Origin of the sequence: Lysobacter cavernae, assembly GCF_042648505.1 — a bacterium.
Taxonomy (GTDB): Bacteria; Pseudomonadota; Gammaproteobacteria; order Xanthomonadales; family Xanthomonadaceae; genus Lysobacter_L; species Lysobacter_L cavernae.
Genome location: NZ_JBHRXK010000001.1, coordinates 802,483 through 824,115 on the forward strand (window position 1 = coordinate 802,483; position 21,633 = coordinate 824,115).

Here is a 21,633-nt window from a genome sequence, read left to right on the forward strand (position 1 = left end):
GCCCCGGGATGCGACCCGACACTCCGTCTCAGGGCCGCTCTGCTGCCGCGTTATTGAGGCCTGCCTGCCCGTCGTGCCGACTTCAGGCGCGCCAGCTGCGATTCATAAGCACGGGCAAACTCGTCGCCGAACAGCCGACGGAAGCATTCGTCGGGGTCCTTGGCCAAAGTCTGGAAACTGTCGCGGTAACGCTCCCAGTAGCGGCCCTTGCCGGCAAAGGCCAGGCGCTTGCCACTGGTGTCCACTTCCTGTTCCAGCCGGTCCGGGCTGAAATGGAACAGCATCGATTCGAACGCGGCGCGCATCCCGGCCAGCATCGCCATCTGGTGGCAGCGGATATCGTCGAAGGCATCGTCGAAGGCGGCCACGCCGGACAGGAACGCGGGACTGTTCGGCGCCAACAGCTTCTTCATGGCCTCCCCAGGCGTGGCGGCAAACTTCAGCGGGTTGTTCTCCGAGCGCTGGATCACCGTGACCGGAAGCCGGAACGTGTTCTTGATTTCCGCGCGTGCGCGCAGCACTTCCATCACGCCGTCGACGACGATCTCGAAGATGCGCGCCATTTCCGCGGGCATCGCCGGCAACGTGGGGGGCATGGCGACGGGCACCGGCGCCGTGGCCGGCGGGGCGAAGTCGCCACTGGTCAGGTCCCAGTTCTCGGGCAGCTCGTGGCCCGCGCGCGCTCCGCTCACCCGCGGCGGATGGAAATGGTCGGCGCTGGCGGCGCTGTGGTTCCACGCGCCGGGTACCGGCGGCGCGGCCTGCGGCGGCAGCGGATCGAGCAGGCGCAGCGGGTCGAGTTCGCCGCTGATGCCTACCTCGCCGAGCAGCGCATCGTCGCCGGAAGCATGGGCGTTGGCAGCAGCTGCGGCACCGAGCGACGGCAGGCCGAAATCGAGGTCAAGGTCGAACGTGTCGTTGACGGCCGCCGCAGCTGCCGCACGCGGCGTGGCCGGGGCCGGCGCGACCTGGGTGAGATCGGGTGCGGCGGTCGCGTACACGGGCACGCTCGGCGGCGGTGCCGGGATCTCGACCTGCAGTTGCACCTCGATCTCGAATCCATCCAGTTGCAGGCGGTCGCCATCGCTCAGCGCCGCCGGATCACCGCGGCGCAGCGCGGCACCGTTGAGCAGCATGCCGTTGGTGCTGCGGTCCTCGATGAAGTACATGCCATTGAGGTAGCGCACCACCGCATGCGTGCGCGAGACGCCGGGCGCGGCCAGCACCCAGTCGCTGTCGTCGGCGCGGCCGATGCTGCCGCCACACTGGGCGAAGGCCATCCGTGCGCGCGCGCCGAACTGGGCGGCATGGTGGCCGGTGACGGTCAGGGTCAATTCGGACGATGTGGACACGCAAGAAGGCCTTTGCAGCAGGAGTCAGGGAATAGACGTGAGGAAGGCGCACTGCCGGCGACCGACCGATCGCGTCGGCCATCCGCATTACCACGATGCGCGCGTGCGTCGCGGGTCCAGCTCATGCCGCCGCTCCACCGCCCAGCAGCTCCAACGCACGCATCGCATAGGCATGGCGGCGCGCCTGGAAATGCTCGGGTTGCTGCGCGGCAAGCAGGTTGATCGCCGCCACCGCCGCACGCGCGGTCAAGTGCTCGGCGGGTGGGACTGGCGTGTCCTGGCTGGCCGGCGCCAGGCTGCCGCCCGACCAGGCCACTGCCGCCGCCAGCCACGCCCCAAACGATGCATAGCCCCCGGCATGGGCAAACGCGAACGCGGCGCGGCGGTTGGCCTCGTTCGGTTCACGCAGCCATTTCTCGGCCAATGCCGCGCCGGCGCGGTCCTCCGGCGACAGGACTTCGCCACGCGCGCACTGGCACAACCAAGCCACCGCGTATGGCTTGGGTAGCAGCCGCGCCAGCAGCTTCAGTGCGTCCTGCGGCTGGTCGCTGTCGAGCAAGGCGCGCACTGCGCCTTGCGCCGACATGGGCGTGCGCAACAACGCGCGTGCCGGCGCCGACAGCTCCATTTCCTCGCAGGCCTGCTCGATCGCATTCATCGGCCTCAACCAATCATGATCAGGCCGCCGCCGATCTGGTGCAGCGCGTCGGCCTTGACGTTGAGCATCGGTGCCTTCAGCGTGCCCATCGCCCCGCCTTCCAGCGACAGCATCGCGTCCGAATGCACCTTGACGCTGGCACCGGCGCCCATGTCGACGGTGGCACCGGCCTTGATCTGGACCTGCACCTGGCCGTCGATCTTCACCGCGTTGGCGCCTGTCACGGTGATGTTGACGCCCTTGATCTGGATATCGCCGTTGCTCTTCATCACCAGGCTCGATGCGCCGGTGACCAGCTCGATCTCGGTGCCGGCGCTGAGCCTGAACTTCTTGCCGATGGTGCTGGTGCAGTTGTTGCCGACATCCAGCGAGTCGTCGTTGCCGACCTTGTGCTTTCGGTCGTGCTGCACGTCCTCGCTCTGGTCGTGCTTCACGGTCAGCGTCTGGTCGTGGTCGACGGTGGCGAAATGGTCGTTTTCAACTTCCTCACGCAGGTCCTTCTGCGCGTGCACGAACAGCTCCTCGCTGCCCTTCTTGTCTTCGAAGCGGATCTCGTTGAAATCCTCGACACTGCCGCCCAGGCTGCGGCTGCGGATGCCACTGCGGGTCTTGTCGTCGGGCAACTTGAACGGCGCGGCATGATCGGCGTTGTAGACGCTGCCGATCACCAGCGGACGGTCCGGGTCGCCTTCCAGGAAACTGACCACCACTTCCTGGCCGACGCGCGGCAGGCTCATCGCGCCCCAGCCCTTGCCCGCCCACGACGAGGCCACCCGCACCGGGCACGACGGTTTGGCGTTCGCACGCGTCGAGGTATTCCAGTGGAACGTCACCTGGATGCGGCCATGCTGATCGACGACGATGTCCTCGTCGGTGTCGCTGCCGGTCACCACCGCGGTCTGCAGGCCGGCGATGACCGGGCGCCGCGCCTGTGCCGGACTGCGGAAGGGCAGCTTGCTTTCGATGGCCTCGAACCGGCAGGAGAACGGCTCATCGCCTGCGTCACCGCCAGAGGCGTAGCCCGGGGCCTGCAGGTCGATATCGGTGGCGACCACCAGGTACTCCTGGTTGCACTCGCGCCGCGGGAAATCCTGCAACGCGAACAGTGCGCCGGCACTCAGACCACAGGCGGTGGCCTGGCCGCTGTAGCGCGACCGCTCTGCATTGCGCGCCTCGGCGCGCACCTGCGCGTAGCGCTTTCCGTCGGCTTCGATCAGGTGCCCACCGGGATAATCGAATGCGCTCAGCCCGCCGATCGCATGCAGGTCGCCGCTGTCGCCGATCTCCTCGTCCGCCGCCAGCGATACGCGTGGACGCAGCGGGTCGTAGTCGGTGAGCTGGTGGCGGGTGGTATGCAGCGCCCGCGCCAGCTGCCATTCACTGACCGATGCGTCCAGGCGATTGCCCTGCTGTGCCGGCGGCGCGTATGGCAGCGTCTCGAATCCGCGCGTGCGCGCGTGTGCACCCAGCGCATCGGCCAGCACCAGCGTATGCGCACTGGCGCTGTGGCTGAAGAAGTAATAGATACCTTCCTGTTCGAGCAGGCGGCTGATGAAGTTGAAATCGTCCTCGCGGTACTGCACGCAGTAGTCACGCTTCGGATAGTTTCCGCCCAGGCTCAGTTGCACATCGCCGTAGCCGATGTCACCGAGCACCGAGCGCACGATCTCCGGCACGCTCTTCTCGGTGAAGATGCGGCAATCCTGGCGCTGGGTCAGCAGCCACGGCTTGGGCACCAGCGTGATCGCCAGCACCGCGTAGCTGAGCTTGTCAATGACGGTGAAACCGGTTTGTGCGATATCGGCGACGATGCCGTGGAACCAACGCTTGTAGCCATCCTGCGCGCTCAGCTGCACCGCCATCGGCGTGCCCAGCAGGCGGCGCAGGTCAGGCTGCGCCTGCTTGCACAGCGCCGTGAGCCGGAACGAGAACAGCTGGCCGAGCTGCTCGTGCGCCTGCATCCGCCAGAACAGCAACTGGTCACCAAGGTCGGATTGCAGCGTGATCGTGCGCGCCATCGTTCAGTCCAGGAAGTCAGTCGCCGCGCGTTGCGCCCGGATTGCGCTTGGCTGCGTCCAGACCGGCAACGCCGCGGCACCGACGGCAACGCGATCCTCACACGGTGCTTCCGGTAAAAGGCGACATTGCGTCTCACGCGATGTGCAGGCTGCGATCAACGCAGACATCGCCCGGCATTGGCCCGCACCGTCATTTCAGCGCCAGCACCAGCCAGCCCTGCACCGGCAGCCCCCCTTCATTGCGCAGGATCACCGGCGCGATATCCACGGCCCCGAATCCCGCCTGCATTAGCGCTGCGTGTACATGCGCGCGGCCATGCCGATAGCGGCCACTGGCCCCCAGCTCCCATCGATCGCTCTCGTCATCCAGCACTTCGACGGTGAATGCCAGCCAGCCCCCTCGGCGCAAGGCGCCGTGCGCAGCCGCCGCCACTTCGTGCAGGTCGCCGAAGTACACCAGGGTATCGGCCGAGATCACCACGTCCCACGCCGCAGGCTGCGCGTGCAGATGTGCGGTGAGCTCACCGACCACCAGCTCATCGTAGCCACCGCGCTGCTGCGCCTTCTCGATCATTCCGCCTGACAGGTCCACGCCCGCCAGGTGGCGCGCATGGGGGCGCAACAACGGCGCACACAGACCGGTGCCGCAGCCGGCATCGAGCACGTCCAACGCCGCGTGCGGCCTGCCCAGCCTGGCGGCCAGACCAGCGACCAATAGTTCGGGCGCGCGATAGTCCAGATTCCTCAGCAACTGCTCGTCGAAGCTCTCGGCAAAGCCGTCGAACACCTCGCGCACGTACGCATCGTCAGCGCGCGGCGGCGGCTCACCGCCACCGCAGGCGGCCAACATGTGGCGCGCCACCGCGTTGTCGGGGCTGCGTGACAACCAGGCCCGGTAGACCTCGCGTGCTTGTTCGTGGCGACCGAGCAGGTACAGCGCCGTGCCCTGCGCCTCCAAGGCGCGCAGGTTGCCGTTGTCCAGTTGCCAGGCATGGCCGAAGCACTCGGCCGACTGCTCCAGGTGCTCATGGCTCTGCGCGTGGTTGCGCAGGAACAACCCCAGCAGGTAGTGCCCGTGCGCAAAACCGGGCGCCTGCTGCAGCAATTGCGCATAGGCGATGAAGGCCTCGCCCGGCCGCGCCTGCGCCTCCAGCACGATCGCCAGATTGGCCAGCGCGTGGTGATGCGACGGGCCGCAGGCCAGGGCGCGCCGGTAGCAGGCCTCGGCCTGCGCCAGACGGCCGCACTCCTTGTGCACGTTGCCCAGGTTGTTGTGCGCGTCGGGATATTCCGGTGCGAGCGCCAACGCGCGCTCGATCAGCGCAGTCGCCTCATCACTGCGGCCGCGCTGATGGCACAGCACACCGAGGAAATGCAGTGCGTCAGGGTGTTGCGGCTGCGTGGCCAGCAAGGTCTGGTAGCCGTGCTCGGCCGCGTCCAGCGCACCGTTGCGATGCGCCTGGATGGCCTGATCGAGCACCTGCGCCGGCGATCCCGTGTCACCCGCGATGCGGCGCTGCTCGAATGTCACCGCCACCATCGTCATCCGATCAGCACCTTGAAACACCCCAGGGTGATCACGCCGCCGTGCGCGGTGCTGTCCCCGATACGTGCCGCCGGCAGGCCGGCGATCAACACCTTCGGCGCGCCGGCAACGATGGCATCGGGCGGCCCGACGCAGACCGCCATGTCGGTCACCCGCGCGGCGGGTAGTCCGCCGATCAACACCTTGGGCGCGCCGGGCGCGGAGATGGGACCGCCTACGTGCGGGACCACGCCAGTCACCATCGGGCAGGCATGCAGGTCGGTCAGGCGGGCGGCGGGCGGCATGGGTTGCAGGCTCCGGCAAGCAAGGTCATGGCCATGCGCTGGCGCGTATGGCGTCGGCACGCAGGCTGCCACGCCGTCGACGCCCCCTCCCGACAATCCGTCTCGCCGACGCGCGTGCGTTGCCTCCCGTGCGGCACACCGGCGCTTCCGCCTCCGACGATCTCGACCGTCGTGCCCAGCGGCAGCTTCGCCTTGCCCAGACGCCGGCAGCGGTGCGGTCCCCATGGCGATGGCGGGCTACCGGAAATTTCCTGTGACCGGCGTGTCGGGATTGGCGTCGGTTCTGCGCATTGGGTCACAGAGAGATCCGCAACAGGGGGAACACCGCGATGAACTCCACGACCCAGGCCACGGCGGAGCACCCGCTGCGCGAGGCCATGCTGGCGCATATCGAACACAACCTTCGTGAACCGGAACTGGGGATCGAATCCCTGCAAACCTGCTTTGGGGTATCACGCGCCACCGTGTACCGGATCTTCCACAACGTGGGAGGGGTACACAGCCACATCCGCGAGCGGCGACTGCAGGCCGCACACCGGCATCTACGGCAGTTTCCGGACTGCAACCTGACCTGGCTGCTCTACGAGATCGGATTCGGGTCCGAGCGGCAGTTCCAGCGCGCCTTCCAGACGCACTTCGCGATGGCGCCGTCGGAATGGAAACGGCGTTGCCTGCAAAGCGCCCCTGCCGACGCACCGGGGGCCATACCCAGGTACACGCGGTTGTGGCCGCAACAGGTCGTGCACCAGCTTGCTTGATGTGGCTTGTTTCAGGTCAGCAAGTCAGCTCATTCAGATCAGCTCGCGCCGCAACCAGGCGCGCGCGAGCCGCCATTCGCGCTGCACCGTGCGGCTGGACAAGCCAAGAAGCTCCGCAATTTCCTCCTCGCCCAGACCGACGAAGAAGCGCAGCTCGACGATATGCGCCTGACGCGGGTCGATCGCCTGCAGGCGGTCGAGCGCATGGCCCAACGCCTCCGGTTCGGCACCCGATGCGAGGGCGACAACGACTTCGGTCAGGTCGATCCGGTCTTCCACCGCAGGTCGCTTGGCGGCCTTGCGACGCCGCGCCGCGTCAATCAGCACCTGCCGCATCGCCCTGGCGGCCATGGCCAGCAGATGACGGCGATCCTGGATGTGCGGCAAGGTCGCCGATCCGAACAACCGGATGAACCCTTCGCTGACCAGCTCGGTGGCACTGAGCGTGCGCGGCTGGAATTCTCCGCCCAACTGCTGCCGCGCCACCTGCCGGAAAGCCGCGTACATCTGCCGCATGACCCGTTCCATGGCATCGGCATCACCGGACAAGGCCGCCGGCAGCCAGGCGGTGACATCGCCACCTGCAGTCACTCCGCCTTGGGTCGTCTCCGCCGAGCCGAGCGCAACCCCACCGGATCTCCGCCGGCTCACTTCATCCATGACGACCGACTCCCGGGCCATATCGCTGGCAGCAAGTGTAAGCATGGCGGACACGGCTACTTGTGAATTCCCTTCAGCGCCAGCACGGCCGACTCGCGGATGTCCCGCATGCTCGCATTGAGGCCGGCCGGGTCGAGCGCGATCACCGGTTCGAGGTAACGGCTCCTGATGTCATCCAACGCCGCCTGGTCGTGCAATTGCAGCAGCACCACGTACAGCCTGGACGCGCTTTCGATGGTGTGCGCATCCAGCGCGCCGCTCGCGTTGGCGCGCATGGCCAGGGCCGTGGCATGGGCGTCGCGCGCGGCTTGCCAGTGACGGGCACCGCGCTCGGCACGCCCCACCACGTCCCAGGTGGCGGAAATGATGCGGTGATTGGCGGGGAGCGCTTTGGCGTACAGCGCCAACGCTTCATAGGCGGCCTGGCGGGCCTGCTGGTATTGGCCGGCGGTGCAGAGCAGGCTCGCCAATCCACCCAGGGAGTAGATGCTGTCCGGGTGCAGCGCGCCCAGGGTGCGCCGTCGCGCGGCCAGTATCTGCCGCTGCAGTGCAATGGCCTGCTCCGTCTTGCTTGGCACGTCCTGCTTGCCCAGCACGCGCACCATTTCGGTCATGGAGGCCAGGGTCTGCGGATGATCGCGACCCAGTACCCGGGCCTGTCGGGCCAGCAGCTGTTGCATGAAAGCCTCGGCCTGGCGGAAGGCCGGCTCGTCCTGGGCCAGGCGCACCCGGTTGGCGCCCTCCAAGGCCATCGCGCGCAGGGTTTCCGGATGGTCGCCGCCCAATTGGCGCTCGCGCTGCTCCGCCACATGCTGCGCCATGCGCAACGAGGTCTCGTACTCATTGAAGGTATTGGTCAGCTCCGCCAGTGACAGCGTCGCGGCCAGCGTGCCGGGGGCCTGCGGACCAAAACGGTCGCGGTACAGCGGCAGCAGGGCTTCCATCTGCTCACGCGCTTCCTTGCGCCGGCCCAGTTTAGTCAGCGTGGTGACCGCATCGCGACGCAGTTCCAGCAAGTCGGTATCGGTTGCCGGCAGCAGCGCGGACCATGCCGCCTCCAGCGACTGCTGGCGCGCCAACGCCGCACTCAGCTGCCCTTGCGCGGCCAGGGTCCGGGCCTGTCCGCTCTCGATCCGCAGCCGCAGCGGATCGGCCTCGGGCAGCAGGCCCCGCACCTGCATCGCCGCACCGAACACCCGTGCCGCCGGTTCCAGCGCTCCCTGTTGCGTCAGGGCCTCGCCGAGGTCGGTCATGGTCGAGGTGATGCGCCGGTCTCCGGGCGGCAGGGCCTTCCGACGCGCATCGAGCACCCTGCGAAGCTCGGCAATGGCAGATGGGTAGCGGCCAATTGCGATCAGCACCCGCGCCATGGACTGCCGCAAGTCCGCTGCCAGCAGCGGCGCACCGGCGAAATCCTGCTGCAGGCGCGACAACGCATGCGAGACCACGTAGCGATCGAGCACGTCGCGCGCGATGTCCGAATCGGGCACCTGGGCGAAGGCCCGCTCGACCCGACCGATCGCCGCGGCGGTGCCATCGGGTGCCGATGCGATCGCCTGCACCACCGCCGCGCGATGCGCCGACGACAAGGCATGGCCCATCGCCTCGATGTCCACGCTCTCCAGCATGTCCTGCTGGAAGGCGGTGATGCGCTCGAGCTGCAACTGTCGCTGCTGCGCCAGGTGCTGCTGCTCCCGCGCCTGCGACAGCGCGGCCAGCGAGGCGAACAATCCCGCCACGATCGACGCGGCGATGGCGGTGCCGGCCGCCATCGGCCAACGGTTGCGCTGGACGAAGCGACGCGCGCGGTAGCTCCACTGCCCGCGCCGCGCCCGCACCGGGCGGCGTTGCAGGAAGCGCTGCAGATCGTCGGCGAGCGCATCGACCGTGGCATAGCGCTCGTCCACCGCCAGGCGCATGGCCTTGAGCACGATGGCGTCGAGGTCGGCCGGCACGCCCGTGCGCCGCTCGCCGCTGCCGGCCTGGCGGCTGGGCGGCAGCACCTCACCACCGACGATGGCACGCGACACGTCGTACGAGGACGCAAAATGACCAAACGGATGGCTGCCGCACACCAGTTGGTAAAGCACCACGCCGAGCGAATAGATGTCGGTCGCCACCGACAACGACTGCTGGGTGATCTGCTCCGGGCTGGCGTAGGCGATGGTCAACGCCTGCTGGCCCACTTCCGTCGGCTCCATGGATGTGCCGTCCTGGGTTTCCAGCAACCGGGCGACGCCGAAGTCCAGCAACTTGGCATGCCCGTCGGCAGTGACGAGGATGTTGGCCGGCTTGATGTCGCGGTGGATGACCAGATGCCTGTGCGCGTAGGCCACCGCCGCGCATACCTCCAGGAAAAGCTCGATGCGCGTGCGCAGGTCCGGCGCATGCTGCCGGCACCAGCGATCGATGTGTTCGCCCTCGACGTACTCCAGCGCAAGAAACGGCTGGCCATCGGACAGCAGCCCGCCATCGAGCAGGCGCGCAATGCCCGGATGGTCCAGGCGCGCCAGCAGCGCCCGCTCGCGCACAAAGCGTTCCTGCGCCTTCGACGGCCCGGTCGGCGCACGCAACAGCAGCTTCAATGCCGCCTGCTGCACGAAACCCTCGTGCTGGCGTTCGGCCAGGTAGACGACGCCCATGCCGCCCTGCCCCAGCTTGCGCACGATGCGGTAGTCGCTGGCCGCCGCTGCCGCGACCCGCTCGCCGGTACGGTTGGGCGGATCGGCCTGGGTCCACGCCAGCATGGGCAGGTCGGTGTCGGCGGCCAGCGCCTGCTGCAGCCAGCGCACCTCCATCAACAGCGCTGCATCACCGCCGCATGCGTCCTCGACATGACGCTCGCGCTGCGCCGGCGGCAACTCGTCGGCCGTACTGGCAATGGCCTTGGCGCGCAGGTACCGGGATTGCCTGTCATCGACTACGCCCAAGGACGCGTCGTCCGGATAAATCCCCCTGTCCCTGCTGTCCATGGCCCCCTCCGCCTGCGCGGTCCATTTCACGACCCGTCATGTTAGGCGGGCAGCGGCAGGATGCGGATACGGCAAATGCCGTAGTTGGTGTAGAAATCACTGGCTGCACACTGCGATGCGATAAAGTTTGTCGTAGGCTAGGCGCGCCAGTGCATCGCTGGCGGTGCGTCACATTCCTGCCAGCGTGCGAGCAGGCGGGTGATCTAGCGAACGATCCGGCCAAGGTAGATGCGTCGAGCAGGCGAGACCCGACTTGGCGTCTCACGCATAGGCCAGCCAGAACAACGCGTCGCCGCACTACCTAGATCGGATTCGGGTAGCGACCGACCAGCCCGTTGCAATCTACTTTGATATACATGGCGCCCGACGCGACACCATTGGCAATCGCGCGATTCTCGCCAATGTATTTCCCCTTGTTCGTGAGAATGCTGTCGTTCGCGTCGATCCACTGCCGCGACGTGACTGCGCAGGTGTTGTGATTGATGTCTTGGTAGTGCACAAAGGACGAGCCGGCACCCGGGAGGCTGGCCCAGTAGATCGTGCCTGCGTACTTCAGAGCATGGGCGATATCGCGCAACTCGTCGTGATCCGCCTGCGACCCTGCCCCCGAGGACGCGGCGTACAGCTTCCGCCGCGAGTGGCCGTGCACGTGTTTCGTAATGAATTTTTTGAAGGCGGTCTTCTTCCCCTCACTCAGGCTGCCGTTGAGGTGATAGCCAAACAGCCCGCCCGCTGTCACCAGCACGATAGCGCGGCAACCCATGACCGAAGGGAATCCGATTTCGGTCGTGTCGAAACCTATTTCGCGCTCACAAAGATAGATCACTGGGCTCTCCTCTTATTCCTTCCCGTTCTTCCAGGAGGCGCTTACGGCTTATAAAAACCGAGTCAGGTTCAATTACCAGGAGCCACAGGCAATTTGCGTTGCCTCAAGTCGGTGAATCGCTTTTTTTGGGATTGCCCGTGACTCATCCAGAAAGCATCTGTCAGAAAATCAGTCAAAAAAAGTCGGAAGTGAACCCAACTCGCTTTCCCTATGACGAAATTGTGCCGCTCCTTTACCCTCTTTTTTTCGCCCTGGCCATCACAGGTTGACGAAGTGCTTCCTCAGACTGTGCAGGTTTTTCACGCTGAAGTCGGCAGTCCGGTTGTGGATGGGAAGATAACCCCGGTCAAGACCACTGCCGAGATCCCGCGGCATGTTCGGATCACCATTGCCGATATTGGCCTCTGTGGACTTTGCCGACTTCTTGAAGGAAATGACCGGATCGGCTCCTCCCCTATGTGAGAAGAAGATGTGGTATTCGCCTCCGACCTTGGCCTTGGAATGGGCTGTGATGTCGAATGCCCGCGTCGGCAACACAATGTCCAGCTTCGCGTATATCCAGTCGCGCAGCGCCACCGGATTGTGGTTTCCAACGTGGCCAACGACCAACAGGCTGTCAGTGACAGCTGCCGCACCGGCGTATTCCAGAAACTTGGCCGCGCCCTGTGCGGAGCTCTTGTCGCTGTTGATCGTCGCCAGGGTGCTGGTGGTGACATGCCACCCCACCAACTCCGTCGGCAGCCTTATAACCACCGCTACGCACGTACTCACTCTGGGGAAGCCAAGCTCCGCACCGCGTCCCGCGGTGTCCTCCGTGATGTAGGTCGCATTGAGGCTCATCGGGTATCTCTGTAGTCAATATGGTAGAGCGACGCTACCGAGACAACACGTGCCGGCCATGGAAGTTCGCGCCGGACCGCTTGTCCGTCAGCGTGTGGCCTGAAAGAAGGCGGCGCTATAGAACTCCTTGGCAAACTCGAAAGCCTTGCGGTCCATGTCCGCGAACCCCAAAGCGTTGTAAGGCGTGTCTGGCAACTGCCATCCCTGTGTAGTGGTCTTTTTCGTCACACTGATCTGGTCGCTCTCTCTGTCGATCCTGACGTGTACGGAGTAGGACACCCGCTCCAGTTCCTCAGACCAGACCTTTTTCCGCATCACCGGATAGGTGACATGGAAGTACTCCCAGTCCAGATGGGTGCTCGATATATCGATGCTCGCGTGTGGAAAATGATCATCCCCCTCTTCGTTGAACCAGCAGAACAGGTTGCTGTCACGCTGGCTCCCAGGACGTTTGATGTATTTTCCGGTATATGTTCCCGACTTGAGCTCGACCGTATTCGGGATATTGATCGTCTTCATCTCAGCTCCTTCGACTTAACAGAATTGGCTTGTTCAATCATCAGGAGCCTCACGCGAAGGCATATGCGAACCCCGACTCATCTACTCCGGCGCTGACACCGGCCACCGGAATTCCCTCGATCATCCGAACAAGAAACTCTCGCGACACATCCGGCAACATCGAATTTGTCAGAATCGCATCAATCATTCGCCCACCAGATTCGCTTTCGGTGCAGCGACTCACCACCAACTCCACTACCGCGTCGTCATACTCGAACGGAATCCGATACCGTTCCTCGATGCGTTCCTTGATGCGGCTCAACTGCAACCGCACGATCTTTCCGATCATCTCCTGGCTCAGCGGGTAATACGGAATCGCTATCAGCCGCCCCAGCAGCGCCGGCGGGAAAATCTTCAGCAGCGGCTCGCGCAACGCCTTGGCCATGCCCTCGGGGTCTGGCATCAGTTCCGGGTCTTTGCACAGGCTGGCGATCAGTTCGGTGCCGGCATTGGTGGTCAGCAGGATCAGGGTGTTGCGGAAGTCGATGCGGCGGCCTTCGCCGTCTTCCATTACGCCCTTGTCGAACACCTGGAAGAACAGCTCGTGCACGTCCGGGTGGGCCTTCTCCACCTCGTCCAGCAGCACCACCGAGTACGGCTTGCGGCGCACCGCCTCGGTGAGCACGCCGCCCTCGCCGTAGCCGACGTAGCCGGGCGGTGCGCCCTTCAGCGACGACACCGTGTGCGCTTCCTGGTATTCGCTCATGTTGATGGTGATCAGGTTCTGCTCGCCGCCGTACAGCGCTTCGGCCAGAGCCAGCGCGGTCTCGGTCTTGCCGACGCCGGAGGTGCCGGCGAGCATGAACACGCCGATCGGCTTGCTTGGGTTGTCGAGGCCGGCACGCGAGGTCTGGATGCGCTTGGCGATCATCTCCATCGCGTGATCCTGGCCGATCACGCGCTGGGCCAGCAGCTTCGGCAGGTTCAACACCGTCTCGATCTCGTTGCGCGCCATGCGTCCGACCGGGATGCCGGTCCAGTCGGCAACCACCGCGGCCACGGCCTGGTAATCGACCGTGGGCAGGATCAGCGGTGTTTCGCCCTGCAACACGGCCAGCTCGGCCTGCACCTGCTGCAGGCGTGCCAGCAGGATGTCGCGATCGACCTGCACGGGCGCATCGAGTACCGCCGTAGCATCCGCCGACAACGCATCGGCGGCAGCTTCCAGCGCACTGTCGGTGCCTTCCACCGGTGCGGCGCCGGCACGCAGCTGCGCGCGCAGCGCGAGCAGTTCGTCGACCAGTTGCTTCTCGCCGGCCCAGCGCTGTTCCAGCGCCTGCAGGCGGCTGTGCTCGACATCCAGCAGGCTGGCGCAGGTGGCCGCGCGCTCGTCGACGGCGATGCCGATCGCGCGCTCGCGCTCGATGATGCCGCGCTCGGTCTGCAGCGATTCGATGCGGCGGCGGCTGTCGTCGACCTCCGCCGGCGTGGCGTGCAGGCTCACCGCCACGCGTGCGCAGGCGGTGTCGAGCAGGCTCACCGACTTGTCCGGCAACTGCCGCGCCGGGATGTAGCGGTGGCTGAGCTTGACCGCCGCTTCCAGCGCCTCGTCGAGGATCTGCACCTTGTGATGCTGCTCCATCGTGCTGGCAACGCCGCGCATCATCAGCACCGCCTTGGCTTCGTCCGGCTCGTCGACCTGCACCGCCTGGAAGCGACGGGTCAGCGCCGGGTCCTTCTCGATGTACTTCTTGTACTCGGCCCAGGTGGTGGCACCGACCGTGCGCAGCGTGCCACGCGCCAGCGCCGGCTTGAGCAGGTTGGCGGCATCGCCGGTTCCGGCCGCGCCACCCGCCCCCACCAACGTATGGGTCTCGTCGACGAACAGGATGATCGGCCTGGCGCTGGCCTGCACCTCGTCGATCACCGCGCGCAGGCGCTGCTCGAACTCGCCCTTCATGCTGGCACCGGCCTGCAGCAGGCCGACGTCGAGCGTGCGCAGCTCGACCTGTTGCAACGCCGGCGGCACGTCGCCGCGGGCGATGCGCTGGGCCAGGCCTTCGACCACGGCGGTCTTGCCGACACCGGCTTCGCCGACCAGGATCGGGTTGTTCTGGCGGCGCCGCATCAGGATGTCGACCACCTGGCGGATCTCGTCGTCGCGGCCGATGATCGGGTCGAGCTTGCCGTCGCGCGCCTGCGCAGTGAGGTCGGTGGTGAATTTCTTCAGCGCTTCCTGCTTGCCCATCGCTGCCGGCGCGATCGCGCCGCTGGCCTCGCCTGGCGCGCCTGACTGGCCGAGCTGGAAGCCATCGCTGGGCAACTGGCCCTCTTCCGGCGATCCGGCAACGATCGCGGCGAAGCGCTCGCTCAAGGTTTCTGGCTTGATCTTCTCGAACTCGCGGGAAATGCCGATCAGCGCATTGCGCAGCGCACGCACGCTGAGCATGGCGACGACCAGGTAGCCGGTACGCACCTGCGCCTCGCCGAAGCTCAGCGAGGCGTAGACCCAGCCGCGCTCCACCGCTTCCTCGACATTGCTGGACAGGTCGGTAGCCGCGGTCGAGCCGCGCGGCAGCCGGTCCAGTGCCTCGGTGACGTCGCGCGCCAGAGACGATGGATTCAGTTCGAAGTACTTGATGATGCGGTGCAGGTCCGAATCCGGCAGCTGCAGGATCTGGTGCAACCAGTGCACCAGTTCGACATAGGGATTGCCGCGCAGCTTGCAGAACACGGTGGCGCTTTCGATGCCACGGTAGGCCAGCTTGTTGAGCTTGCCGAACAAGGCGCTGCGACTGATCTCGGCCATGCGGGTGATTCCTTTACGAATGCTTTGGATGGAGGAACAAACGATCCGTGCTCAGCCCGAAGGCCGCAGCACCACGTCGTCGGCATCGGCGATGCCACAGGCTCGTTGGCCCAGCCAGGTGTCCAGGCCCAGGCGACCGTCGTGCGCCAGCGTGGTCGTCGGCACCTCATCGGACTTCAGCAGCAGCTGCAGGTCCCAGCCCACCGCATCGCCGATGTAACTGCGTACCGCCGCGGTCAATTGCCGCAGCGCATCGCCGCCCGGCAGGAAGCGCACGAAAGCCTCGCGTCCCAACGGCCCCAGGCGCAGGCGCAGGCGTTGCTGCGCGCCGCGCGCATCCGCGCCGAGCACGCTGGTGCAACCCAGTTCGGCGACCTCGGGGGATTCGCCCAGGCGCAGGTGCGCGTCGTCCGGCAGGCGCATCCACTCGGCGACAAACTCGACCACCTGCACCGGCACCGCGAACAACTGCTCGACGATGCCGCGCAGTCCCTCGGCGTTGCGCGCCACCGGCAGCAAGCGACCTGAAAAATAGCGACGCGCATCGTCCGGCAGCGCATCGCGCCCGCGCAGGTGCGGCGAGGCCATGCCGACCAGCGCATCGAGGTAGCCGCGGAAGCGGTCCTGGTCGGGACGGTCGGCGTGCACGGTCGGCTGCGCATCGGCCCAGGCGCGGTAGAACAGGCTCAGCAGGCGGTGGTGGAAAATGTCGGCGAACGCCGTGAGGGTGCTGTCCTTGGCATTGTTGCGGCGCTCGATCGCGTACTCGCTCAGGTGCAACGGCAGCGGCGCATTCGGGCCGAACAGTCCCAGGAACAAGCCGTACAACTGCCCCGGCGCGTCGCCCGCGGCCGGTACGTAGCGGTCGATCGAACGCGGCGCGAAGGCCAGCGATGGCGCATGCCGCAAACGCACCGGATCGTCGACCGGACGCGTGGAGTGGCCCAGCCGCGGCCGTTGTGGATGCGCGCGTTCGAGCGCGCGCAGTGCGGCGAAGAACTCGAAGGCCCCCGGTCGCTCGCGCAGTGCGTGCTCAATTATCGCCACGTCGGTGCTCACAGCGACTGCCTCGTGCCGAGGCGTGCCGGCCATCGTGCGATCTCGTTGCGCTCGGTCGTGCGCAGCACGGTCTCGGCGAACGAGTTGACCGACACGTAGCGGGCAAAGAAATGCTGCATCACCGCGCCGAACAGGAAGGTGCCGGTGCCTTCGAACGCGCTGTCTTCGCAGGTCATGGTGATTTCCAGGCCGCGGCCGAACATGATCGGGCCGGGCGCGGGGATGCGGCGTACGATCGGCTGCGAGCTCACCGTCTTGATGCCTTCGATCTGGCGCAAGGCCGTGGCGTCGAATGGATCGCAGTACAGCGTTAGCATCTCGCGTATCGCGGCGGCACCGTCCTGGCCGTCCTCGAACAGCGACAGGTAGTTCAGTTGCAGGTGGCTGAGCAGGCGCCATGCGCTCTCGCCGCCGGCGGGCGCCGGGCGCGGCTTGGTGGGGCCGGCCACGCAGCGCACGCTCTGCACCGGCGCATCGCCTTCCAGCGTGAAGTCGGTCTTGCCCTTGCCCACCGGCATGTGCAGCGGCAGGTCGCGGTTGCTGCACAGCAGTTGCAGGCCGAGTTGCCGCAGCGCAGTGACGTACGCACTGTCGCCGGCATCGACCAGGCTGATGAAGACCTCGCTGCCGACGTAGCTGGAGCGCGCCCCCTGCCGGCGCTGCCGTGCCGACAGCAACCGCGGTTCGCGCCGCAGCGTATAGAACGCACCATGCCGCGCATGCCAGGTACGCGCGTCGCCGCCATAGAACGGCAGAAAGCGCTGCTCCGGCTCCTGGCGATCACCGAAGCCCTCGACCTCGCCGAGGCTGTGGATCTCGAAATCCATCGGCCGGGTGCGGTCGGCGAGCACGTGGTACTCGGTCTTGCCCGGGGCCAGGTGCACGCGATCGGCGCGACGCGTGAACAGGTTGATCGCCGGCGTGCAGAACAGGCGGAAGTTGTCGGCGCTCACCGCCGACGCCAGGCTGGCGATGCTGTGCTCCAGCAGCACCACGATCTCGAACGTGGTTCCCTGCAGCCGGCGCAGCGCATCGCGCAGCCCGCCCAGCTCGGCGAACAGGAAACGCTCGGGGCAGGCGAAGTATTCCTGCAGCAGCCGGTAGCCGCTGAACGCGCGGCCGTCGTAGGGGATCAAGGCCTCGTCGTCGGCGAAGCCGCGCGCACGGATGTCGCTGCGCTCGCGCCACAGCTCCAGCGCGTTGCCGGCCGCGTCCTGTCCGCGCACCACGAAGCCGGCGGCGTTGCCGAGCAGTTGTTCGTACAGCCGCTTGGGCAGCTCGTCAGTGCCGGCGATGAACAGCGGCAGCGCATCCAGCGCGAGCATGCTGGCCTGGGCGCCGGCCAGCGTCTCGAAACGCAGGCGCAGCGCGGCGCGGATCCGCTTGCCGCTGGGCGGGTTCACGCCCGCGGCGGCAATGGCCGCGGGCGTATCCAGATACTTGGCCTCGCGCAGGGCCAGCGGCCACAGCGTCACCGCATGCGCGGTCCGGTATTCGCATGCGGTGCGCTCGCCACCGGCGACCAGGCTGCGCAGCGCGGTGTGGCGCGGCACCGTGTGGCCGGCGGTCAGCGCGCTTTCCTTCAGATCAGGCTGCAACTGCACCACCGCCATCGACGGCAGCGGCGCAAGATAGTGCGGGTAGACCATTTCCAGCAGGTGCTGGGTGAACACCGGGTACTGCGCGTCGAGCTTGAGCTGCACGCGCGCGGCCATGAACGCGAAGCCTTCCAGCAGCCGCTCCACGTACGGGTCGGCGCACTCGAAACCTTCCAGGCCCAGCCGGCCTGCGATCTTCGGGAACTCGCGCGCGAACTCGCCACCCATCTCGCGCACGTGCTGCAGCTCGCGGTTGTAGTAGCCGAGCAGGCGCGGGTCCATGTCAGGCATACCCCTCGCTGACGTCGAGGCGGCCGGTTTCCAGGTCCAGCTCGGTCTTCAGGTACAGGTTCAGCGGCAGCGGCTGTGCCCACATCTCCGATTCGATGAAGAACACCAGCGAGCGCCGGTCCATGCGTCGCGCATCGGCCTGAACGGTGACGTGCAGGGTGTCGGCGATCAGTCGCGGCTCGAAGGCCACGATCGCCTCGCGGATGCGCTGCTGCAGCGCGGCGGCGTCGATGCCGGACATGGCCACGCCAGCCAGATCGGGAATGCCGAAATTCAGCACCGAGCGGCGCACTTCCGAATACGCCTCCAGCGATTGATCGGTCGCCAGGTTGACGCTGTTCAGCAGCCACGACAGGTCGCGCATCACGCACTCACGCAGGCGCGCGGCGGAAATCACGCGCTGCTCGCGGCTCTCGTCGCGGCGCAACGGCTCATCGTCGGTGAGCCGGTCCAGCAGCGATGGCTGCAGGCGTTCCTGGGTGGTCAGCTCGGCCATCGTACGCTCCGCTCAGACCGGGTCGAACACGATCTGGCGCACGTCCAGCAACGGGTAGTCGCCGCCATCGGTGGCCCACATGCGCTGGCCGAGACCGATGTCGCCATCGACGCCGGTCCAGTCGGTGCGTCGCGCCAGCAGCAGCTGGCCGTCGTCGCTGCGTTCGGTGCCCGGATAGCGCACCGGCACGAAGCCCAGCGCCTCGCCACCGTTGCGCCAGGTCACCGCCACCGGTGCCCAGACGGTGTCGCGCAGGTCGGTCGGCGCCTCGAAGCGCAGCGCCTGCACCTGCGAAAACGGCACCCAGGCGTAGCCGCCGTTGACCACCAGCTCCAGGCACGGGCCGAAGCGCGGGTCGGCATCGGCGATCCACTCGAAGCGATCGTCGTTGATGCTGCCGGCAACGGCCGGGGCCTGCTCGAACGCCTCGGCGCGCAAGGCCGCGGCCTGCGCGTGGGCGCCGTCGGCGGACAGTTTCAGCGCCTGCAGCAGGCGCGCCAACCAGGCATCGGGCTCGCCGATGATGGTCGGCAAGGCGCTGCCGGCGAAAACCGCGGCGCGTTGCCGCTCGGCCTGCACCAGGATGGCGTAGGTGCTGGCGAGCGCGGCATTGTCGCCGTCGAGCTCACGGCAGGCGTTGAGCTGGTCGCGGGCCCGGTCCCATTGACCGAGCACCGCCAACAGCTGGAACAGGAACACACGCTGCTTCGCATCGGCCGGTCGCGCCCGCACCGCCTGCGTCAACAGCGTCAACGCCTCGTCCGGACGTGCCTGGCGGAGCAGCAGTTCGGCAGTGGTGTCCATGGTCTGCTCGTGCGGAGTGGGGTGGCGGCGCCGCCGTGATGGCGGCACCGATGACGCGGCCGGGCTGGGCGATCAACCCTTGGCGACGCCCTGGATGTCGTAGACGAAGTCCTTGGTGCCGCCCTGCGCGATGCCCTTGTCGTCCTGCGGCTGGAAGCTGTACTTGAACTTGCCGAAGTGCAGGGTCAGGTTCTCGGTGAGGCGGTCTTCGCCACCGGAACCGCCGGTGGACAACGACGTGACCAGCACGCCTTCGCTGAGCTGGATGGTCAGGAAGTCGGTCTGCTCACCGGTGGCATTGGTCACGTACAGCCATGCCTCATCGACGCGCGCGCCGGTGCACACCGCGTCCAGCAGCGCATTGGAACAACCGTCCACGTACTTGGTGATGGACAGGTCCTGGATATGCGCCTTGCCGCCGCTGGCCGAGCCGCCACCGGTGTGCAGGTCGCCGCTGTTGCTGGCCCCCCACGACCACGCCAGGATCGGAACCTCGCCCTTGTGCTTCTTGTGGTTGGAAGCGCCTTCGATCTTGACCTTGCCGCTGCCGAACTTGATGTGCATGTCGAACGCCATGGAACTGCTCCTTTAGAGAAAAACCGACAACGATGGGTCGCCACTCGGCGCGCAGGCGATGCGCACCGACGGCGTGGCGCAGGGGCGCCGGATCAGGCCTTGGCGGCCGACGGCAACCGAGACACCAGCCGCAGCGACACGGTCAGCCCTTCCAACTGGTAATGCGGCTTGAGGAAGAACTTGGAGGTGTAATAACCCGGTGCGCCCTCCACTTCCTCCACCACCACCTCGGCGGCGGCCAGCGGCTTGCGCGCCTTGGTGTCCTCGCTGGAGTTGGCCGGGTCGCCGTCGATGTACTGGGTGATCCAGCGTGTCAACCAGGTCTGCATCTGCTCGCGATCGCTGAACGAGCCGATCTTGTCGCGCACGATGCACTTGAGGTAATGCGCGAAGCGGCAGCAGGCGAACATGTACGGCAGACGCGCGCCGAGCGCGGCATTGGCAGTGGCGTCTGGATCGTCGTACTCGTCGGGCTTGTTCAACGACTGCGCGCTGATGAAGGCGGCCATGTCCGAGTTCTTGCGATGCACCAGCGGCATCAGGCCCATCTTGTCCAGCTCGGCCGAACGTCGATCGGTGATTGCCACTTCGGTCGGACACTTCATGTCCACGCCGCCGTCGTCGGTCGGGAAGGTATGCGTGGGCAAGCCCTCGACCGCGCCGCCGGACTCGATGCCGCGGATGCGCGAGCACCAGCCGTACTGCTTGAACGAACGGGTGATGTTCGCTGCCATCGCGTAGGCGGCGTTCTGCCAGGTGTACTTGGCCGAATCGGCGCCTGCGGAGTCCTCTTCGAAGTCGAACTCCTCGACCGGGTTGGTCGCTGCACCGTAGGGCAGGCGCGACAGCGTGCGCGGCATGGCCAGGCCAATGTACTTGGAGTCCTCCGACTCGCGCAGCGAGCGCCACGCGGCGTAATCGGGCGTGGAGAAGATCTTGGCCAGGTCGCGCGGGTTGGACAGCTCACTCCAGTTGTCCATGCCCATCAGCTTGGGCGACGCCGCCGAAATGAACGGCGCATGCGCCGCGGCGGCGACCTGGGCCATGCCGCTGAGCAGTTCCACGTCCGGCGGGCTCTGGTCGAAGTAGTAGTCGCCGACCAGGCAGCCGTACGGCTCGCCACCGAGCTGGCCGTATTCCTGCTCGTAGACCTTCTTGAAGATCGGGCTCTGGTCCCAGGCCGTGCCCTTGTAGCGCTTGAGCACCTTGCCCAACTCCTTCTTGGAGATGTTGAGCACGCGGATCTTGAGCTGCTGGTCGGTCTCGGTGTTGTTGACCAGGTAGTGCAGGCCACGCCAGGCGCCTTCCAACTGCTGCATGTCGGCGTGATGCAGGATGTGGTTGAGTTGCTCGCTGAGCTTGCGGTCGATCTCGGCGATGTAGGCCTTGATGGTCTGCGAGACGTCTTCGCTGACCACGTCGGCACGGCTGAGCACCTGCTCGGCAAGCGTGCGCACCGCGGACTCGACTTCTTCCTTGGCGCGCTCGCTCTTGGGCTTGAACTCGCGGTTCAGCAGTGCGGCGAAATCGCCGGCCTCCAGGGTCTGGGTGCCGCCATCGGCCGCGGCCAGTTGTTCGGTCGCCATGG

18 protein-coding genes are annotated in these 21,633 nt (G+C 66.5%); 1 reads left to right on the forward strand and 17 read right to left on the reverse strand.

The annotated features are described in order from the left end of the window. Window positions 1-50: 50 nt before the first annotated feature. The 5 genes from tagH to ACFOLC_RS03470 form a co-directional block, all read right to left on the reverse strand. Window positions 51-1,352: a type VI secretion system-associated FHA domain protein TagH gene (tagH, locus tag ACFOLC_RS03450; RefSeq protein ID WP_386757524.1), complete on the reverse strand. Its 1,302-nt coding sequence runs from the start codon at window positions 1,350-1,352 to the stop codon at window positions 51-53. Between the two features lie 121 nt (window positions 1,353-1,473). Further along, the gene (locus tag ACFOLC_RS03455; RefSeq protein ID WP_386757526.1) at window positions 1,474-2,010 is read right to left on the reverse strand and encodes a DUF6931 family protein; all 537 of its coding nucleotides are present in this window, start codon (window positions 2,008-2,010) and stop codon (window positions 1,474-1,476) included. Window positions 2,011-2,015: 5 nt separating this feature from the next. Continuing rightward, window positions 2,016-4,028, reverse strand: coding sequence for a type VI secretion system Vgr family protein (locus ACFOLC_RS03460; protein WP_386757528.1), 2,013 nt, complete (start codon window positions 4,026-4,028; stop codon window positions 2,016-2,018). A gap of 190 nt (window positions 4,029-4,218) precedes the next feature. Further along, window positions 4,219-5,565, reverse strand: a complete 1,347-nt coding sequence (locus ACFOLC_RS03465) for a tetratricopeptide repeat protein (protein WP_386757530.1) — start codon at window positions 5,563-5,565, stop codon at window positions 4,219-4,221. A gap of 5 nt (window positions 5,566-5,570) precedes the next feature. Next, window positions 5,571-5,858, reverse strand: a complete 288-nt coding sequence (locus ACFOLC_RS03470) for a PAAR domain-containing protein (protein ID WP_386757532.1) — start codon at window positions 5,856-5,858, stop codon at window positions 5,571-5,573. 329 nt (window positions 5,859-6,187) lie between these two features. Here ACFOLC_RS03470 and ACFOLC_RS03475 point away from each other — a divergent pair, with 329 nt between their 5' ends. Then, window positions 6,188-6,616 (forward strand): helix-turn-helix domain-containing protein, encoded by a 429-nt coding sequence (locus ACFOLC_RS03475; protein WP_386757534.1) that lies wholly within the window; start codon window positions 6,188-6,190, stop codon window positions 6,614-6,616. Window positions 6,617-6,649: 33 nt separating this feature from the next. Here ACFOLC_RS03475 and ACFOLC_RS03480 read toward each other — a convergent pair whose 3' ends face one another. The 12 genes from ACFOLC_RS03480 to tssC all read right to left on the reverse strand — a co-directional run bounded on the left by ACFOLC_RS03480 (window position 6,650) and on the right by tssC (window position 21,631). Then, window positions 6,650-7,276 carry an ECF-type sigma factor gene (locus ACFOLC_RS03480; protein WP_386757536.1) on the reverse strand — a complete coding sequence of 209 codons (627 nt, stop codon included), beginning with the start codon at window positions 7,274-7,276 and terminating at the stop codon, window positions 6,650-6,652. 56 nt (window positions 7,277-7,332) lie between these two features. Beyond that, complete coding sequence (locus ACFOLC_RS03485) at window positions 7,333-10,206, reverse strand: serine/threonine-protein kinase (RefSeq protein ID WP_386757538.1); 2,874 nt, start codon at window positions 10,204-10,206, stop codon at window positions 7,333-7,335. 343 nt (window positions 10,207-10,549) lie between these two features. Beyond that, window positions 10,550-11,074, reverse strand: coding sequence for a hypothetical protein (locus tag ACFOLC_RS03490; protein WP_386757540.1), 525 nt, complete (start codon window positions 11,072-11,074; stop codon window positions 10,550-10,552). Between the two features lie 258 nt (window positions 11,075-11,332). Then, window positions 11,333-11,914: a hypothetical protein gene (locus ACFOLC_RS03495; protein WP_386757541.1), complete on the reverse strand. Its 582-nt coding sequence runs from the start codon at window positions 11,912-11,914 to the stop codon at window positions 11,333-11,335. Window positions 11,915-12,001: 87 nt separating this feature from the next. After that, entirely contained in the window at window positions 12,002-12,433 is a 432-nt protein-coding gene (locus tag ACFOLC_RS03500; RefSeq protein WP_386757543.1) for a hypothetical protein, read from the reverse strand. A 49-nt stretch (window positions 12,434-12,482) separates the two neighbouring features. Beyond that, window positions 12,483-15,221, reverse strand: coding sequence for a type VI secretion system ATPase TssH (gene tssH, locus ACFOLC_RS03505; protein WP_386757545.1), 2,739 nt, complete (start codon window positions 15,219-15,221; stop codon window positions 12,483-12,485). Between the two features lie 51 nt (window positions 15,222-15,272). Further along, window positions 15,273-16,313: a type VI secretion system baseplate subunit TssG gene (tssG, locus tag ACFOLC_RS03510; RefSeq protein ID WP_386757547.1), complete on the reverse strand. Its 1,041-nt coding sequence runs from the start codon at window positions 16,311-16,313 to the stop codon at window positions 15,273-15,275. Beyond that, window positions 16,277-18,160, reverse strand: coding sequence for a type VI secretion system baseplate subunit TssF (gene tssF, locus ACFOLC_RS03515; RefSeq protein ID WP_386757549.1), 1,884 nt, complete (start codon window positions 18,158-18,160; stop codon window positions 16,277-16,279). The genes tssG and tssF overlap by 37 nt, the downstream gene beginning before the upstream one ends. A 1-nt stretch (window position 18,161) precedes the next feature. Further along, entirely contained in the window at window positions 18,162-18,665 is a 504-nt protein-coding gene (gene tssE / locus ACFOLC_RS03520) for a type VI secretion system baseplate subunit TssE (RefSeq protein WP_386757551.1), read from the reverse strand. Window positions 18,666-18,677: 12 nt separating this feature from the next. Then, the gene (locus tag ACFOLC_RS03525) at window positions 18,678-19,469 is read right to left on the reverse strand and encodes a type VI secretion system accessory protein TagJ (RefSeq protein ID WP_386757553.1); all 792 of its coding nucleotides are present in this window, start codon (window positions 19,467-19,469) and stop codon (window positions 18,678-18,680) included. Between the two features lie 72 nt (window positions 19,470-19,541). Further along, entirely contained in the window at window positions 19,542-20,045 is a 504-nt protein-coding gene (locus ACFOLC_RS03530; protein WP_386757555.1) for an Hcp family type VI secretion system effector, read from the reverse strand. Window positions 20,046-20,137: 92 nt separating this feature from the next. Next, on the reverse strand, window positions 20,138-21,631 hold the full coding sequence (gene tssC, locus ACFOLC_RS03535; protein WP_386757557.1) for a type VI secretion system contractile sheath large subunit: 1,494 nt from the start codon (window positions 21,629-21,631) through the stop codon (window positions 20,138-20,140). Window positions 21,632-21,633: the final 2 nt, after the last annotated feature.